Genomic DNA, 16,856 nt, shown 5'->3' with positions numbered 1-16,856 from the left:
GAAATATTATGAGTAACCATAAGATTGTTGCTATCGGTGGCGGACATGGCCTAGGACGTGTTCTTGCAGCATTAAGTGATTTTGGCAGTAATGCGACCGGTATTGTCGCCACAACAGATAATGGTGGCTCTACAGGGCGAATTCGAGAGTGCCAAGGCGGTATCGCTTGGGGAGACACTCGTAACTGTATTAATCAACTTATTACCGACCCATCAATTAGCTCAATGATGTTCGAATACCGCTTCAAAGGCCAAGGTGAACTTCACGGTCATAACCTTGGTAATTTGATGTTAACGGCATTAGATAACCTTAGTGTACGTCCGCTCGATGCGATTAATCTCATTCGTAACATGCTAAAAGTAGAGACCCATATCATTCCAATGTCAGAGCATCCATCTGATTTAGGGGCGCTAACGACTGATTTACGTAAGATTTCAGGTGAGACAAATGTCGATGATATGGATGAACTGCCTTTACGACTCTTTTTAGACCCTGAAGTCCCTGCAACCCTTGAAGCGATTGATGCCGTTAACCATGCAGATCTAATTTTATTAGGCCCGGGAAGCTTCTTAACTAGTATCATGCCACCACTACTTCTGCCTGGATTAGGTAAGGCGATTGGGGCAAATAAAAAAGCTAAAGTCGTCTTTATTGATAACCTATCAAAAGAGTTTGGCCCTGCTGGAAAAATGGATCACAAAATGATGCTAGATTGGTGTGAGCGTGCATGCTCAGGAAGAAAAGTAGATGTGATCTTAACAGATAAAGAGTTAGTGGCTCTACAACAGGAGTACCATTGTAAAACCACTGATCTTGCTTCATTAAATCACGATTGGAGACATGATAGAGATAAATTGAAACAAGCTATTGTAGAATTACTTAATTGATCATTTGACGATACGCGAGCTCTGTACCACGCGCAATATTGACAAACTCAGAAATATTGCGCTCCACCCAATCCTTCTGTTTATGCTTTGCTTTTTCTTCAATATGAATAGCCATATTAGCTAATTTATCAGCACCAAAGCTACCCGCACTACTTTTTAAACAATGACTTATCTCTCTTACTTTCTCAATTTCAGGATGAGTAGTAAGCGTACTAATGAAGTCATCTAACTCGTCACAAAAAATACCAAAAAGAAAAGGAACATTCTCATCCCCGACTTCTTGCATTAATTGATTCACTGCTATTTGATTTATGTACTGACTCACGGTAATGCCCTCTGCTATTTATCGTTCCATGATTGTAGTTTTCTATACAGTGTAGATGGACTCACCTCTAGTTGCTTAGCGGCTTGTGGAATATTTCCATCACATAATGCAATCGCTGCCTCAATGAGCATTTTCTCAGACTTCCATAATGGCATAATCGTTGCCTTTTCAAGGCTAGAAACTACGACATCAGATCTTTCATTTTCTAATTTGAAAGAACGACTCATTACTTCTGAAGATGCAATATTTGAACCATGATTATTATCTATCGACAATGGAAGCGGAAGCATAGACATAAGTACTTCTTTTCCTCGATTTAATACTACGACATTGCGGATCACATTTTGCAGTTCACGGACATTTCCAGGCCAATCGTAATGTAAAAATCTGTCAGTTACTTGAGGGCTAAACGTAATAAACTCACGCCCTTCTTCGTTTGAAAAATGACCAAGAATTGAGTGTGCTATTTCGATAATATCATTCCCACGCTCACGTAACGGTGGTAATGTTAAAGGAATAACATGCAATCTATAATAGAGGTCTTCACGAAAACGCCCTGCTTTAACCTCAAGCCATGGGTCTCTATTTGTCGCACAAACAAAGCGCACATCGACCCGACTCATTTTAGAAGAACCTACCTTTTGAAAAGTACCAGTTTGAATAAATCGTAATAGCTTAGTTTGTAAATCCAAATCCATTTCACACAATTCATCTAAAAAAAGTGTTCCTCCATCAGCTTGCTCTGCCGCACCTTTTCGATCGACAGAAGCGCCGGTAAATGCACCTTTAACATGACCAAACAGCTCACTCTCAATCAGATCTTTCGGTATCGCTGCACAGTTTATCGCGATAAAAGCACCATCATAGCGCTTACTTGCTGCATGAACTGCCTCTGCACACACCTCTTTACCTGTCCCTGACTCGCCCGTGATAAAGACAGTTGCCTTACTTGGTGCAGCAGAATCAATGGTTCGATATACCTGATGCATTTGAGAGCTACTACCAATAAAACCTTGATACTGCTTGTTTGGTTTATTCGTATTATCTTTTGTATCATCTAAGCTTTTTTGGGCCTGACGTAGTGCATTATTTACTGTAACTCTTAATCGATCAGCTTCACATGGCTTAATTAAAAAGTCTTGAGCACCTAATTGCATAGCTTCAACAGCAGCATCTATTGAACCATGAGCGGTCATTAAGATGACAGGAATATCTATACTCATCTTTCGAATTTCTGTTAATACTTCAAAACCAGTCATATCAGGCAAACGTAAATCAAGTAAAACGAGATTTGGCCTTCGTTGCTTAATTTTCTCGATAGCATCAACACCTTTAGCAACTACATCAATATCAAAACCCAATGGATTTAAGTATGAACGATATAAAGCAGCGACAGAGGCGGTATCTTCGACCATTAATAAATATTTCTTTTGCATGAATGACCACGTGTAATAAAAACAAGACATTTTCATTATGCAATTGCAAAACGCAAAACGCAATTCGCAAAATGCAAAAATTTAGCTATTTTGTCTATTTTTTAGACTTCAAATGGCTATTTTCTTAAAAGCAAAAGTTGGCACGCTACCTGCTATATGTATAGTGACCCTTTAAGCCAAAGGGTCACCTAGCCAACTGACGTTGTTAGTGAAATTTACTTTCACATGAACAATAAAGCCAACCGGGATATTGCGGTTGGCTTCTTTTTTTCCTAAAATCCTTAATTTACAAAACTATCATTAACTATTGGTTATGAATTGTCCTCTTAAGGCCTCAATTTCATCTCTCACCTGCGCAGCCAATTCAAACTCTAAATCTTTTGCATGCTGATACATTTTTGTTTCTAATTTTTTAACTTCTTTATCTAATTGCTGTGGTGTCATAGAACGATAATTAGCTCCTTCTTCTGCAACCTCAGACAGTTTAATTTTAGGTGCTACTACTTTACGTTTGTTCTTGGTCATATCACCAAGCTCAAGAATATCGGCTACATCTTTTTTCAATGCTGTAGGCACAATCCCTAACGCTTTATTGTGTAAGATCTGTTTTTCACGTCTTCTTTCTGTTTCGCCAATCGCTTTTTCCATTGACCCTGTAATTCTATTTGCATATAAAATCGCTTTGCCTTCTAAGTTACGGGCTGCGCGACCTATTGTTTGAATTAACGATCGCTCTGAACGTAAAAAGCCCTCTTTATCTGCGTCTAAAATCGCCACAAGAGACACTTCAGGCATATCCAAACCTTCACGGAGTAAGTTAATACCGACTAACACATCAAACTTACCTAGGCGTAAATCACGAATAATCTCAACACGTTCAACCGTATCAATGTCGGAATGTAAATAACGTACCTTAACACCATGCTCATCGAGATATTCAGTCAGATCTTCCGCCATTCGCTTAGTCAGTGTGGTAACTAAAACACGCTCACCTACTTTTGAGCGAATTCGGATCTCTGATAACAAGTCATCTACTTGTGTATCCACTGGGCGAACTTCAATAATTGGATCCAGTAATCCTGTCGGTCGAACAACTTGCTCTGCAATATCACCATCTGACTTTTCAATCTCATAATTACCAGGCGTTGCTGATACGTAAATGGTTTGTGGGGCAAGCGCTTCAAATTCATCAAAACGCATTGGGCGATTGTCTAAAGCTGAAGGTAATCGAAAGCCATACTCAACCAGATTCTCTTTACGTGAGCGATCGCCTTTATACATAGCTCCAATTTGAGAAACGGTAATATGCGACTCATCGATAATTAATAGGCCATCATCTGGAAGATAATCAAATAAGGTCGGTGGCGCTTCGCCTTGGGGGCGACCACTTAAATAACGAGAGTAGTTTTCAATACCTGAACAAAAGCCCAGTTCATTCATCATTTCAATATCAAATTGCGTTCGTTGAGTAATTCGTTGCTCTTCAACTAATTTATTATTGGATAATAATTCTTTCTGGCGTGCAGCAAGATCAATCTTTATTTGATCAATCGCTTCTAGCACCTTCTCTCTTGGTGTTACGTAATGCGTTTTAGGATAAATAGTACAGCGAGGCATATCTTTAGTAATAATAGAGCCCGTTAATGGGTCAAATTTACTAATGCGCTCGACTTCATCATCAAACAGTTCAATTCGAATCGCTTCATACTCGGACTCAGCAGGAAAAACGTCTAATACCTCTCCACGAACTCGAAAAGTCCCACGCTCAAAAGCCATGTCATTACGTTTATATTGTAATTCAGCTAAACGACGTAAAAGATCTCTTTGGTTAACAACATCTCCACGTCGTAAATGCAGCATCATACTCAAATAGGCTTTAGGATCGCCTAAGCCATAAATAGCAGATACTGACGCAATAATAATGGCATCTTTACGCTCTAATAAGGCCTTGGTTGCTGATAAACGCATTTGTTCAATATGTTCATTTACTGAGGAATCTTTTTCAATAAAGGTATCAGTGGTAGGTACATAAGCTTCTGGCTGATAATAATCAAAGTACGACACAAAATATTCAACGGCATTATTTGGGAAAAAAGCCTTCATTTCGCCGTATAACTGAGCTGCTAATGTCTTGTTATGAGCCATGATAACCGTCGGACGACCAGATTTAGCAATCACATTCGCTAATGTAAACGTTTTTCCTGATCCAGTTACCCCTAATAACGTTTGATGCGCTAAGCCATTATCCAAACCTTCACTCAACGTCTTAATTGCCTCAGGCTGATCGCCCGCGGGCTGATAACTCGATATTAATTCATACGCATTGGCCATTTTAAGCACTCCACATGGGCTCATTCGTTTAAATGAATATACCCTATCAAATCACAACCTGCATTTATAGAAACAGTTATTGATAGTTTTCCCCACAAACGGTTAAATATCAGCCAAGATTGCTTTTCTTTCTTATTTATGAACGAATAATATACAGATCGAACGTTCAAACAGCACTAAATCTATAACGCATTGATTTACTGTCTACTAAACACTCAAACGAAGCCTTCTCTGATACTAAAAGCATTGCTACTATTGGCCTTAAGAGAGTTAATCTAGTTTCATTAACATACTTATCCACAGTTTTAGTGGATAACTACCCACAAGCATTGCTACATATACTCTCAGGGTGATGTCAACGAATTTTTCTCTAATTTTGTTCTGTTTAGATGCAAAATTAGTGCTCGTATTTTATGCTAGTCTGACTATTGACAGCTCAATTTAGAGTCGGTATCATCGCACCCGTTCAAATGATTCCCTTTTAGTTCAGTTGGTAGAACGCCGGACTGTTAATCCGTATGTCGCTGGTTCAAGTCCAGCAAAGGGAGCCAAATTCTAGAGCCTTGTCTTAATGACGAGGCTTTTTTTTGCCTATTATTTGCTTAAAATTTAAAAACCTATTCTTTCTAAGGTTGTTATCACGCGCTTAAAGTCCGATAATAACCAGATCATCTATTATCATAAAAATCATTGGCATGACTGAGTATCTATTACTACTTGTTGGTACTGTTTTAGTAAACAACTTTGTATTGGTTAAGTTTTTAGGTCTTTGTCCATTTATGGGCGTATCTAAAAAACTAGAAAGTGCAATTGGAATGGGCCTTGCGACAACTTTTGTCCTAACGCTTGCTTCAGTATGTTCATACCTTATTGAAACCTACATTTTAGCGCCTCTTGGCATTGAGTATTTACGCACCATGAGTTTCATCCTTGTGATCGCGGTTGTGGTTCAATTCACTGAAATGGTCGTGCACAAAACAAGCCCAACGTTGTACCGTGTTCTTGGTATTTTCTTACCCCTAATTACGACTAACTGTGCCGTTCTTGGTGTTGCATTGCTTAACGTCACGGAAAATCATAATTTCATCGAATCTATTATTTATGGCTTCGGTGCTGCTGTTGGTTTTTCATTGGTTCTCATTCTTTTTTCTGCTATGCGTGAACGAATTGCAGCAGCCGATGTTCCTTTGCCTTTTAAAGGTGCTTCTATTGCAATGATCACCGCAGGTTTAATGTCTTTAGCCTTTATGGGCTTTACTGGTTTAGTGAAATTATAAACATGAGTTCAATTCTTATTGCTGTTATTGCCATTGCCGTTCTTGCCTTAGTATTTGGTTTAATACTGGGGTTCGCGTCAATTAAGTTTAAAGTTGAATCCGATCCTATTGTTGAGCAAATCGATGCGATTCTTCCGCAAACTCAATGTGGTCAATGTGGCTATCCTGGCTGTAAGCCTTATGCCGAAGCCATTGCTAATGGGGATGTGATAAATAAATGCCCACCTGGCGGCCAAGCCACCATTGAAAAATTAGCGGATCTTATGGGCGTTGATGTTCCAAGTGCAGATGATGATGTAGTCAACGTAAAAACAATTGCCTTTATTCACGAAGATATGTGTATTGGTTGTACTAAATGCATTCAAGCGTGTCCTGTTGATGCTATCGTCGGTGGTACAAAAGCGTTACATACTGTTATTCAAGCGGAATGTACCGGCTGTGATTTATGCGTTGCACCCTGCCCTACCGATTGTATTGAAATGATACCAGTCAGCACGACCCCTGATAACTGGAAATGGGACTTACAAAGTATCCCTGTTGTTAACCTTCCGGCAGATAAGCCTTCTCAAGCATCGGAGCAGTAACCCATGTTGTCCATTATCGAGCAAATTAAACAAGGTCAACTTTGGGATTTTCATGGCGGTATCCATCCTGCAGAAAATAAAGTTATCTCTACACGTAATGCCATTCAGCACGCTGGTATTCCTTCTGAGTTGATCCTGCCATTAAAACAGCATATTGGTGGTAAAGGCGATATCCTTGTCACAGTAGGCCAAACCGTATTAAAAGGTCAGCCACTTACACAAGGTAATATTGCCATGTGTGTGCCTATTCATGCACCAACCTCTGGCAAAATTGTCGCGATAGAACCACGAACTGTCGCTCATCCATCAGGCCTAACCGATCTCTGTATTGTTATTGAAACCGATGGCAATGATCAGTGGATTGAACATCGTGAACCAATCGGTGACTTCTTAAATGAAGATCCTATCGATCTTATTGAGCGTATTCGTCAATCGGGTATTTCAGGTATGGGGGGCGCTGGTTTCCCTACTAGCCGTAAATTACAAAGTGGTGTAGGCAAAGCTGATATTTTAATTATCAATGCGGCTGAATGTGAACCTTACATCACCGCCGATGATCGTTTAATGCAAGATTATGCAAGTGAAATCGTTACTGGCATTAAGATCTTACAGCATATTTTAACGCCTAAACTGGCTATTATTGCTATCGAAGACAATAAGCCAGAAGCGGTAAAAGCATTAAACTCTGTCATTTCAGAGCACGATAATATTCTGATCCGCGTTATTCCTACAAAATACCCATCAGGTAGCTCTCGCCAATTGGTTAAGATTTTAACCGGTAAAGAAGTTCCAGCTAACGGACGTTCAACCGATATTGGCGTTATTATGCAAAATATCGGAACTGTCTTTGCGGTTAAACGCGCTATCTGTAATGCAGAGCCTCTAATTGAACGTGTTGTTACTCTTACAGGTAACAGCATTGATGTACCTGGTAACTATTGGGTTCGCTTAGGAAGCAGTGTGCAATTCCTAATGGATCTTGTCGGTTATAAAGCGGATAAAAAACACCCTCGTATTATTATGGGGGGGTCATTAATGGGCTTTACTCTTCCTCATCAGCAAATCCCAATCACTAAAATCACTAACTGTATTATTACGCCAGATAGAAAAGAGCTTCCTCTTTATAACCATGAAATGGCGTGTATTCGATGCAGTAGTTGTGCTGATGCTTGCCCCGCATCACTGCTACCACAACAACTTTACTGGTACTCCAAATCAGAAGAGTTTGATAAATGTGAGGAATATAATTTATCTGATTGTATCGAATGTGGTGCTTGCGCTTATGTATGTCCAAGTGAAATCCCATTAGTTCAGTATTATCGCCAAGCGAAATCAGAGATATACGCTCGTAAACAAGATTCATTGGCAGCTGATCGTGCAAAAGTACGATTTGAAGAAAAAAATGCTCGAATGGAGCGAGATAAATTAGAGCGTGAAAACAAATTCAAACTTGCCGCAGAGAATCGTCGTAAAGAGATGAAAGCAGAAAAGCCTAATGGTTCAGGTAATGATGCTATCGCGGCCGCTATTGCAAGAGTAAAAGCTCAAAAAGCAGCAGAAGAATCAGGCACTGCAGCTCCAAGACCGGCTGTTGCAGCTGCCATTGCTCGTGCTAAAGCTAAACAAGCAGAAGCAACTAAATCAAACTCAGATGAACCAGATAACACTGAGATGATGAAGTTGCGTGAGGAACGTAAACAGCAAGCAAGAGAAAAAAAGGCCAAGCTAGCTGCTGAAACAGGCGATTCAGAAGTAACACCTGCAGGTTCTTCGGATAAGAAAGATGCCGTTGCTGCAGCGATTGCTCGAGCTAAAGCACGTAAAGCAGCTCAAGCTGAAAAAGAAGACACAACATCTGAACCTGTCGAGACCAAAGTAGCAGAAACGGATGACAACGCAGAATCGGTTGATCCGAAAAAAGCCGCCGTCGCCGCAGCCATTGCTCGTGCTAAAGCGCGCAAAGCGGCTCAAGCAGAAAAAGACGAAACAACTTCTGAATCTGTCGAGACCAAAATAGCAGAAACGGATGACAACGCAGAACCCGTTAACCCGAAAAAGGCCGCTGTCGCTGCTGCCATTGCTCGTGCTAAAGCGCGCAAAGCAGCTCAAGCAGAAAAAGACGAAACAACGTCTGAACCTGTCGAGATTAAAGCAGCAGAAGCTGATGACAACGAAGAACCCGTTGATCCGAAAAAAGCCGCCGTCGCCGCAGCCATTGCTCGTGCTAAAGCGCGCAAAGCGGCTCAAGCAGAAAAAGACGAAACAACGTCTGAATCTGTCGAGACCAAAATAGCAGAAACGGATGACAACGCAGAACCCGTTGATCCGAAAAAAGCCGCCGTCGCTGCTGCCATTGCTCGTGCTAAAGCGCGCAAAGCGGCTCAAGCAGAAAAAGACGAAACAACGTCTGAACCTGTCGAGACCAAAGCAGAAGAAATCAATGACAACGCAGAAACGGTTGACCCGAAAAAAGCCGCTGTCGCTGCTGCCATTGCTCGTGCTAAAGCGCGTAAAGCTGCTCAACAAATTAAAAACAATAAGGAAGAGTAACAGTGGCCTTTTTTATCACTAGCTCACCACATGCTCACAGTAAAAAGAGCACTAAAACACTAATGAAAATGGTGGCATTAGCGACTATCCCAGGATTACTCGCTCAAACCTACTTTTTTGGTTGGGGTACATTCTTACAAGTCTTGATTGCCATCATCACTGCTGTTTTGGCAGAAGCTCTGGTTTTAAAATGTCGAAAACGCCCATTAGCGCCTTATTTAAGTGACAATAGTGCCTTATTAACAGGCCTGCTATTGGCTCTTGCTATTCCACCACTTGCCCCTTGGTGGATAACCGTTATTGGTGTCGTTTTTGCGATTGTTATTGCTAAGCATTTATATGGCGGATTAGGTCAAAACCTATTTAATCCGGCAATGGCTGCTTATGTTGTTCTGCTTATCTCCTTCCCTGTTCAAATGACCACTTGGTTGCCAGTGAAAGAGCTACTGACAGAAACCATTAGCTTCTCAGATTCAATATGGTTGATCCTCAATGGATTAAGTCAAGAAGGTTTCTCTGTCCATCAGCTAACGATGAATGTCGATGGCATGACAATGGCCACCCCATTAGACACAATAAAAACGGGACTAAAGTCAGGACTAACCACAACAGAAGTACTGTCTTCTCCTATCTTTAACGGCTTTGCAGGCCTAGGCTGGCTTTGGGTTAATATTGGTTTCTTACTTGGTGGGCTATTCCTTCTACAACAACGTATTATTCATTGGCATATTCCGGTGAGTTTTTTAGTCAGCCTATTTGCGATTAGTAGCTTATTTGCTCTATTTTCACCCGATACAGCAACATCACCGCTGTTTAATTTATTCTCTGGCGCCACCATGCTTGGTGCTTTCTTTATTGCGACCGATCCGGTTTCTGCTGCAACAACACCGAAAGGTCGCCTATATTATGGTGCTCTTATTGGTGCCTTAGTATATATCATCCGTACTTGGGGTGGTTTCCCTGATGGGGTTGCTTTCGCGGTTCTCTTAGCCAACATGTGTGTTCCTTTAATTGATTACTACACAAAGCCAAGAACATACGGTCATACAAAAGGATAAGACAATGCTAAAAACCATGAAAAAAAGCAGCCTTGTTCTGGTGCTTTTCGCCATTGCGTCAACGGCTTTAGTAACGATTACTTTCGCACTGACAAAAGATCAAATTGCTTACCAGCAACAACAACAATTGCTGTCTACACTTAACCAAGTTGTGCCAAAAGCACAGCATGACAATGAACTCTATAAAGCGTGCATCTTAGTGACAAACCAAGAAGCTTTAGGTTCTGAACAACCAATGCCTATTTATTTAGCTTCATTAGATGGTAAGCACTCAGGCGCAGCTATAGAAGCGATTGCGCCAGATGGTTACAGCGGTGCAATTAAGATCATTGTTGGTGTCGATTCTGAAGCGATGGTGACAGGTGTTCGAGTATTATCTCATCAAGAAACCCCTGGTTTAGGTGATAAGATTGATATACGAATTACTCGATGGGTTGATGCATTCTTAGGTAAAACGGTTGATAACCTTGAAGATAAAAACTGGGCTGTTCAAAAAGATGGCGGCCAATTTGATCAATTCACAGGGGCAACTATCACACCACGCGCTGTTGTAAAAGCGGTAAAAAGAGCGGTATGGTTCTATAAAACGCATCAAGAGGAGTTACAAACTCTTCCCCTTAATTGCGAGGCTAACTAATGGCACTTCATAAAGAATTAATTAAAAATGGCTTATGGGATAACAACCCTGCCCTTGTACAATTATTAGGGCTCTGTCCTTTACTTGCCGTTTCAGCAACAGTGACCAATGCACTAGGGTTAGGCATAGCTACAACTTTAGTTCTTGTTGGCTCAAACGTGATCGTTTCATTAGTTCGTCAGTGGATCCCACAAGAAGTCCGTATTCCTGTCTTTGTAATGATCATTGCATCACTCGTAACCTGCGTTCAATTATTAATGAATGCGTATGCTTATGGTTTATATCTATCACTGGGCATATTTATTCCTCTTATTGTAACCAACTGTATCATCATAGGCCGTGCAGAAGCGTTCGCATCTAAAAATGACCCTATACCTGCAGCTCTTGACGGATTATGGATGGGACTTGGTATGACAGCGGTGCTTGTCCTATTAGGTGCGATGCGTGAAGTGCTTGGTAACGGTACGTTATTTGATGGTGCTGATTTATTATTAGGCGATTGGGCAACGATATTACGTATTGAGCTATTTCATGTCGATAGCCACTTCCTATTAGCCATGCTTCCACCAGGTGCTTTTTTAGGGGTTGGTTTTCTTATTGCTCTGAAAAATGTCATTGATAAAAAGTTAGCGGATCGCCAACCTAAGCAAGAAAAAGAAAAAATCGAACGAGCACGAGTATCATAATTAAGGACATTAAGCGGAATGAATAATGTAAAACGTCGAGAAATATTAGAACGCTTACGAGCCGATAACCCACATCCTCAAACTGAGCTTGAATGGTCTACGCCGTTTGAATTATTGATCGCAGTTTTATTATCAGCGCAGGCAACTGATGTCAGTGTGAATAAAGCCACTCGTAAACTTTATCCTGTAGCAAACACGCCTCAAACTATTTTAGACTTAGGGGTTGATGGCCTAAAAACGTATATTAAGACCATTGGTTTATTCAATACTAAGGCTGTAAATGTCATCAAAACCTGCCAGATGTTGATTGATCTTCATGATAGTGAGATCCCAGAAGATCAAGATGCATTAGAAGCGCTACCGGGGGTCGGTCATAAAACAGCAAATGTAGTGCTTAACACTGCATTTGGTTGGCCAACCATTGCGGTTGATACTCATATATATCGAGTATCTAATCGAACCAAACTGGCAATGGGTAAAACCGTTAACGATGTAGAGAAGAAATTACTAAAAGTAGTCCCAAAAGAATTCAAACTAGATGTTCATCACTGGTTGATCTTACATGGACGCTATACCTGCATCGCTCGTAAACCTCGTTGTGGCAGTTGCATGATTGAAGATCTCTGTGAATTCAAAGAAAAAACAGACATCTAAAAAAACAGATATTTTAAAATAAGACTAAAAACTGGAGCAAAACAATGGCTAATGGACGTATTTTACACACAATGATCCGTGTCGGTGATTTAGATAAATCAATCGAATTTTACACAAAAGTAATGGGTATGGATCTTCTTCGCCAAAACACGAATGAAGAATACAAATACACTCTTGCCTTTCTTGGTTACGGTGATGAGTCTCAAGGTGCAGTTATCGAATTAACGTATAACTGGGGCACAGAAACATATGATATGGGTACGGCTTTTGGTCATATTGCCATTGGTGTTGATGATGTATATCAAACGTGTGATGCAATTAAAGCTGTTGGTGGTAATGTCACTCGTGAAGCAGGCCCAGTAAAAGGTGGCTCAACACATATTGCGTTTGTAAAAGATCCTGATGGCTACATGATTGAACTTATCCAAAATAAGAGTGCTTCAGCTGGTCTAGAGGGCTAATTTCTTAGCCTGATCGGATAATAAACACTCAATTGAATAAAACCTGCGATCTAGGCAGGTTTTTTTATATCCAATCATTTAAATGACAACTATTCTCAATTAGAGTATTTCCATAATTGAAAGAAGACCAATTGAGGGAATATCATGATAGAACTATGGGAAAAACACACTATATTAGCGGAACAATCTTTTAAGAATAAAGACTTCTGGCGTACCATTCTTCATTATCAACAGGCCTTTGCTATTTCAGAAGAGTTAACAAAACGCGATGAAGTCAGTCTTATTGATCAAATAACAATCTCAGTTATTTCTTGCCATAATCTAGCGCAGTTCTGGCGAAGTCAAAATGACAATCGATTCGAACTAAAATATTTAGAAATAGCCTCAGAAAAAGTGCTTACTCTTGTACCTCAGTGCCCAAGAAGTGATTGCGAATCGTTTGTTTCTAACCTAGGTTGTTGTAAAAATGCGCTTTTAGACTTTATGAAACGACACCCAAATCCAGCGATTGCAAAGCACATCCAACACATAGATACCACAGTACAATGTGAGTTGATTGCCAGTTTCAAGCTGCAATAAAAAAGGTGCCTATCAATAGACACCTTTCTTTAAACATTATAATTTTTAGAGTCACTATGACTTAAAGCCATTAAATAATCGTTCTACCTAAAGAGATAACCACGCGTCGGTTTTTATTCTTACCGATTGGTGTTGCGTTATCAGCAATAGGACGACGTTCACCATAAGATTGAACTCGAATACGGTCAGCAGGTAAGCCAATCGATTCAAAATAATTTTGAAGTTTCACCGCTCGTCGTTCAGATACTTGTTGGTTCACGTTTTTACTACCACTCGAATCGGTATAGGTAGCAACCAAAACTAAATCCACATCTTTGGTGTATTTAATGAAATCAGCAATTTGAGATAAGCGCTTTTTCGATGCTTTATTTAATTCATCACTGTTCTTATCAAAGTGTAGAATCGTAAATGAGATATCTTCAAAGCTGTACGGTAATAAGTTAGCAATGCACATGCTAAATACGTTGTAGGTTTTCTGAAAAACGACTGGAGAAAGAGCAACTTCAATCAATTGCTTAGGACTCTGCCAATCTGCATAAGTAAAAGTAGGAAAACGTCCATTTTCTAATTCAGCTAGCATTGACCATGCCGTCGTTCCACCAACATAACCATCAAATTGTTTAAAGAATTTCAAATTTGTCATTGAATCTGCGCTTTCACCTGGGGTCCAACGTGGTGGCATAGACACTAAATTAACTGAACGAGTCTCTCCCATTGGGCGATTCATTTTCAGTTCAAAATCCAAATTCATCTTTTTATTAGCAAACGAAGAGAATTCTGCATTTCCGTAATTAGGAATATTGTGAGATAAACGACACTCCAATGGCGAGTTTTCTAACATCGACCATTTTGATTGCTCAGGCTTAGCTACATAATTCTTATTTGCTAATACTGGCGTAGCAATCAGTGAGCTTACTAACAAAGCTGAAGTTAATAGTGTTTTTTTCATAATACCTAAATCTATGGGTCATGCCGTTGACGATAGCTTAACTCAAGCAAAAATTAGACCAACAATACTCACATCGACTCTTCATTTGATTTATCCTTTCGCTATCTTCAAAAAATATATCCTCATCACACCTTATTTACAGTTTTTATGCTAACGATAATCTGTAATAATAGCGCCAACATTTTCTTACGTACCGAATGATGACTGAAGTAGAGCAACATAATTTATTAAAAAACCGATTTCGTGGTTATTTCCCTGTAGTTATTGACGTTGAGACCGCTGGTTTTAATTCAAAAACTGACGCTTTACTTGAAATTTGTGCAGTCACACTTGCAATGGATGCAGAAGGTTATTTAAAACCGGCTAGTACTATTCATTACCATGTAGCTCCATTTGAAGGCGCGAATCTTGAAAAAGAAGCATTAGAATTTAATGGTATCCGCGACCCATTCAGTCCTTTGCGTGGCGCAGTAACCGAAGATGTTGCTTTAAAAGAAATTTACAAACTGATCCGAAAAGAACAAAAACAGCATGATTGTCGCCGCGCGATCATGGTCGCTCATAATGCAAATTTCGATCACAGCTTTGTGATGGAAGCCTCTGAACGAGCTAAATTAAAACGCATTCCTTTCCATCCTTTCTGCACCTTTGATACTGCTGCAATCAGTGGCTTAGCCCTTGGTCAAACAGTATTGGCAAAAGCGTGTAAAACCGCAAAGATTGATTTTGATGGAAAAGAAGCCCACTCAGCACTTTACGATACAGAAAAAACAGCAGAATTATTCTGTCATATTGTGAACAAGTGGAAAGACCTTGGTGGCTGGCCTCTATTGCCAGAAACTGAAGAAGAAAATACTAATAATAATTAATTGGCTATTTGCTGATATCAACCAGAAGCAAGCACCGTTATCGTGCTTGTTTACTGGTTAATATGACTACACAACATTTACAGGGAAACTAAACAAAATGAATCCAATCATTCTTTCTGTTTCAGTAATGCTTATTCTCGCTTTACTTAGAGTTAACGTTGTCGTTGCCTTAACGTTCAGTGCACTAATCGGTGGATTAGTGGGTGGTTTATCATTATCTGATACTATTTCAGCGTTTGAAGGTGGCTTAGGTGGCGGTGCAACGATTGCATTAAGCTATGCTATGCTCGGTGCGTTTGCTGTTGCTATTTCAAAATCAGGTGTTACTGATTTATTAGCGCATAACGTAATTAAACGTATTAATGGCAAAGACAATCTACATGCCGCGACGGGTGTTAAGTATCTTTTACTTTGCCTAATTTTATTAATTACAATCTCATCTCAAAACGTGGTACCTGTTCACATCGCGTTTATTCCAATCTTGATCCCACCACTAATCCAAGTGTTTAATAAGCTAAAACTTGATCGTCGTTTAATTGCTTGTGTTCTAACATTTGGTCTAGTAACCCCATACATGATCCTTCCTGTTGGCTTTGGTGGCATCTTTTTAAACAATATTTTGTTAAAGAATCTGCATGACAACAATCTAGATGTCGTTGCAAGCCAAGTTCCCCTAGCGATGGCTCTGCCTGCTCTAGGAATGGTAACCGGCCTTCTTATTGCTGTATTTATCTCTTACCGTAAGCCACGTACTTATGCTGATATTGATAATGCAGAGATGCAAGCAACAAATGCGACGCCAACGTTTAATAAACGTCATATCCAAATCTCAATTGTCGCTATTATTGCCGCGCTATCTGTTCAATTAGCAACAGGCTCAATGATTGTTGGTGCACTAGCTGGTTTCATGGTATTCACTTTTGGTGGTGTCATTGCTTGGAAAGAGACTCAAGACGTCTTTACTCGTGGTGTTCATATGATGGCTATGATTGGTTTCATTATGATTTCTGCGGCAGGCTTTGCGGCGGTAATGAAAGCGACAGGCGGAGTTGAAACTCTTGTACAAGCGTTATCAACATCAATTGGTGATAATAAACCATTAGCTGCATTACTTATGCTAATTGTCGGTTTATTGGTAACGATGGGGATTGGTTCTTCTTTCTCTACCATCCCAATTATTGCAACTATTTATGTACCTCTTGCGGTGGCATTTGGTTTCTCTCCAATGGCAACTATCGCCTTGGTTGGTACCGCTGCTGCGTTAGGTGATGCTGGCTCTCCTGCTTCAGATTCAACCTTAGGTCCAACGTCTGGCCTAAATGCAGATGGGCAACATGAGCACGTATGGGAAACTGTTGTCCCAACTTTCTTGCACTACAATCTACCACTAATCGCATTTGGTTGGATTGCAGCAATGGTTTTATAGTTCATTTATATGAATCAATATAATGCTTATTTATCATATTGATGAATAAACAGAAAACCACATAAAAGCAGCAGTTAATCCTACTGCTTTTTGCATTAAGATCAAATATTTTTCACACTATACCTCTGCTTTATCTATATTTCACAG

At 40.0% G+C, this 16,856-nt stretch carries 16 protein-coding genes and 1 tRNA gene; 13 read left to right on the top strand and 4 right to left on the bottom strand.

The window, feature by feature from the left end:
* The first annotated feature begins 8 nt into the window (after window positions 1-8).
* Window positions 9-887, top strand: coding sequence for a uridine diphosphate-N-acetylglucosamine-binding protein YvcK (gene yvcK / locus AC2INI_RS04880; RefSeq protein ID WP_122035450.1), 879 nt, complete (start codon window positions 9-11; stop codon window positions 885-887).
* On the opposite strand, the gene AC2INI_RS04875 is transcribed toward yvcK, so the two are convergent.
* The 3 genes from AC2INI_RS04875 to uvrB form a co-directional block, all read right to left on the bottom strand.
* Entirely contained in the window at window positions 880-1,212 is a 333-nt protein-coding gene (locus tag AC2INI_RS04875; protein ID WP_254052644.1) for an Hpt domain-containing protein, read from the bottom strand. The two genes, yvcK and AC2INI_RS04875, sit on opposite strands and share 8 nt — an antisense overlap.
* Before the next feature lie 14 nt (window positions 1,213-1,226).
* Window positions 1,227-2,648, bottom strand: a complete 1,422-nt coding sequence (gene luxO / locus AC2INI_RS04870; RefSeq protein ID WP_122035454.1) for a quorum-sensing sigma-54 dependent transcriptional regulator LuxO — start codon at window positions 2,646-2,648, stop codon at window positions 1,227-1,229.
* Between the two features lie 300 nt (window positions 2,649-2,948).
* The gene (gene uvrB / locus AC2INI_RS04865; RefSeq protein WP_486305461.1) at window positions 2,949-4,979 is read right to left on the bottom strand and encodes an excinuclease ABC subunit UvrB; all 2,031 of its coding nucleotides are present in this window, start codon (window positions 4,977-4,979) and stop codon (window positions 2,949-2,951) included.
* A gap of 475 nt (window positions 4,980-5,454) precedes the next feature.
* On the opposite strand from uvrB, the gene AC2INI_RS04860 reads away from it, so the two are divergent.
* The 10 genes from AC2INI_RS04860 to AC2INI_RS04815 all read left to right on the top strand — a co-directional run bounded on the left by AC2INI_RS04860 (window position 5,455) and on the right by AC2INI_RS04815 (window position 13,465).
* A tRNA-Asn gene (locus tag AC2INI_RS04860) sits at window positions 5,455-5,530 on the top strand.
* 144 nt (window positions 5,531-5,674) lie between these two features.
* Window positions 5,675-6,256 carry an electron transport complex subunit RsxA gene (rsxA, locus tag AC2INI_RS04855; protein ID WP_045101682.1) on the top strand — a complete coding sequence of 194 codons (582 nt, stop codon included), beginning with the start codon at window positions 5,675-5,677 and terminating at the stop codon, window positions 6,254-6,256.
* Between the two features lie 2 nt (window positions 6,257-6,258).
* Window positions 6,259-6,840 carry an electron transport complex subunit RsxB gene (gene rsxB, locus AC2INI_RS04850; protein ID WP_486305460.1) on the top strand — a complete coding sequence of 194 codons (582 nt, stop codon included), beginning with the start codon at window positions 6,259-6,261 and terminating at the stop codon, window positions 6,838-6,840.
* Between the two features lie 3 nt (window positions 6,841-6,843).
* Window positions 6,844-9,390, top strand: a complete 2,547-nt coding sequence (rsxC, locus tag AC2INI_RS04845; RefSeq protein ID WP_486305459.1) for an electron transport complex subunit RsxC — start codon at window positions 6,844-6,846, stop codon at window positions 9,388-9,390.
* 2 nt (window positions 9,391-9,392) lie between these two features.
* Window positions 9,393-10,448 (top strand): electron transport complex subunit RsxD, encoded by a 1,056-nt coding sequence (gene rsxD / locus AC2INI_RS04840; RefSeq protein WP_122035462.1) that lies wholly within the window; start codon window positions 9,393-9,395, stop codon window positions 10,446-10,448.
* A 4-nt stretch (window positions 10,449-10,452) separates the two neighbouring features.
* The gene (gene rsxG, locus AC2INI_RS04835; protein ID WP_122035464.1) at window positions 10,453-11,085 is read left to right on the top strand and encodes an electron transport complex subunit RsxG; all 633 of its coding nucleotides are present in this window, start codon (window positions 10,453-10,455) and stop codon (window positions 11,083-11,085) included.
* Window positions 11,085-11,771, top strand: a complete 687-nt coding sequence (locus AC2INI_RS04830) for an electron transport complex subunit E (protein ID WP_122035466.1) — start codon at window positions 11,085-11,087, stop codon at window positions 11,769-11,771. Before rsxG ends, AC2INI_RS04830 begins: the two co-directional genes overlap by 1 nt.
* A gap of 18 nt (window positions 11,772-11,789) precedes the next feature.
* The gene (gene nth / locus AC2INI_RS04825; RefSeq protein ID WP_122035468.1) at window positions 11,790-12,425 is read left to right on the top strand and encodes an endonuclease III; all 636 of its coding nucleotides are present in this window, start codon (window positions 11,790-11,792) and stop codon (window positions 12,423-12,425) included.
* A gap of 44 nt (window positions 12,426-12,469) precedes the next feature.
* The gene (gloA, locus tag AC2INI_RS04820) at window positions 12,470-12,886 is read left to right on the top strand and encodes a lactoylglutathione lyase (protein ID WP_446703581.1); all 417 of its coding nucleotides are present in this window, start codon (window positions 12,470-12,472) and stop codon (window positions 12,884-12,886) included.
* A 144-nt stretch (window positions 12,887-13,030) separates the two neighbouring features.
* The gene (locus AC2INI_RS04815) at window positions 13,031-13,465 is read left to right on the top strand and encodes a DUF2753 domain-containing protein (protein ID WP_486305458.1); all 435 of its coding nucleotides are present in this window, start codon (window positions 13,031-13,033) and stop codon (window positions 13,463-13,465) included.
* A gap of 70 nt (window positions 13,466-13,535) precedes the next feature.
* Here AC2INI_RS04815 and motY read toward each other — a convergent pair whose 3' ends face one another.
* Window positions 13,536-14,414 carry a flagellar protein MotY gene (motY, locus tag AC2INI_RS04810; protein WP_122035473.1) on the bottom strand — a complete coding sequence of 293 codons (879 nt, stop codon included), beginning with the start codon at window positions 14,412-14,414 and terminating at the stop codon, window positions 13,536-13,538.
* Window positions 14,415-14,614: 200 nt separating this feature from the next.
* Here motY and rnt point away from each other — a divergent pair, with 200 nt between their 5' ends.
* Entirely contained in the window at window positions 14,615-15,283 is a 669-nt protein-coding gene (gene rnt / locus AC2INI_RS04805) for a ribonuclease T (RefSeq protein ID WP_174213457.1), read from the top strand.
* A 97-nt stretch (window positions 15,284-15,380) separates the two neighbouring features.
* Window positions 15,381-16,709 carry a Na+/H+ antiporter family protein gene (locus AC2INI_RS04800; protein ID WP_122035477.1) on the top strand — a complete coding sequence of 443 codons (1,329 nt, stop codon included), beginning with the start codon at window positions 15,381-15,383 and terminating at the stop codon, window positions 16,707-16,709.
* Window positions 16,710-16,856 lie beyond the last annotated feature (147 nt).

Source organism: Aliivibrio friggae (genome assembly GCF_057368515.1).
The sequence above is the reverse complement of the archived record's forward strand: the minus strand, read 5'-3'. Positions and strand labels throughout refer to the sequence as shown.

Excerpts from the sequence above, each read along its gene's own strand:
- yvcK (WP_122035450.1), top strand. The coding sequence starts at position 9 with ATGAGTAACCATAAGATTGTTGCTATCGGTGGCGGACATGGCCTAGGA.
- luxO (WP_122035454.1), bottom strand. The coding sequence starts at position 2,648 with ATGCAAAAGAAATATTTATTAATGGTCGAAGATACCGCCTCTGTCGCT.
- uvrB (WP_486305461.1), bottom strand. The coding sequence starts at position 4,979 with ATGGCCAATGCGTATGAATTAATATCGAGTTATCAGCCCGCGGGCGAT.
- rsxA (WP_045101682.1), top strand. The coding sequence starts at position 5,675 with ATGACTGAGTATCTATTACTACTTGTTGGTACTGTTTTAGTAAACAAC.
- rsxB (WP_486305460.1), top strand. The coding sequence starts at position 6,259 with ATGAGTTCAATTCTTATTGCTGTTATTGCCATTGCCGTTCTTGCCTTA.
- rsxC (WP_486305459.1), top strand. The coding sequence starts at position 6,844 with ATGTTGTCCATTATCGAGCAAATTAAACAAGGTCAACTTTGGGATTTT.
- rsxG (WP_122035464.1), top strand. The coding sequence starts at position 10,453 with ATGCTAAAAACCATGAAAAAAAGCAGCCTTGTTCTGGTGCTTTTCGCC.
- AC2INI_RS04830 (WP_122035466.1), top strand. The coding sequence starts at position 11,085 with ATGGCACTTCATAAAGAATTAATTAAAAATGGCTTATGGGATAACAAC.
- nth (WP_122035468.1), top strand. The coding sequence starts at position 11,790 with ATGAATAATGTAAAACGTCGAGAAATATTAGAACGCTTACGAGCCGAT.
- gloA (WP_446703581.1), top strand. The coding sequence starts at position 12,470 with ATGGCTAATGGACGTATTTTACACACAATGATCCGTGTCGGTGATTTA.
- AC2INI_RS04815 (WP_486305458.1), top strand. The coding sequence starts at position 13,031 with ATGATAGAACTATGGGAAAAACACACTATATTAGCGGAACAATCTTTT.
- motY (WP_122035473.1), bottom strand. The coding sequence starts at position 14,414 with ATGAAAAAAACACTATTAACTTCAGCTTTGTTAGTAAGCTCACTGATT.
- rnt (WP_174213457.1), top strand. The coding sequence starts at position 14,615 with ATGACTGAAGTAGAGCAACATAATTTATTAAAAAACCGATTTCGTGGT.
- AC2INI_RS04800 (WP_122035477.1), top strand. The coding sequence starts at position 15,381 with ATGAATCCAATCATTCTTTCTGTTTCAGTAATGCTTATTCTCGCTTTA.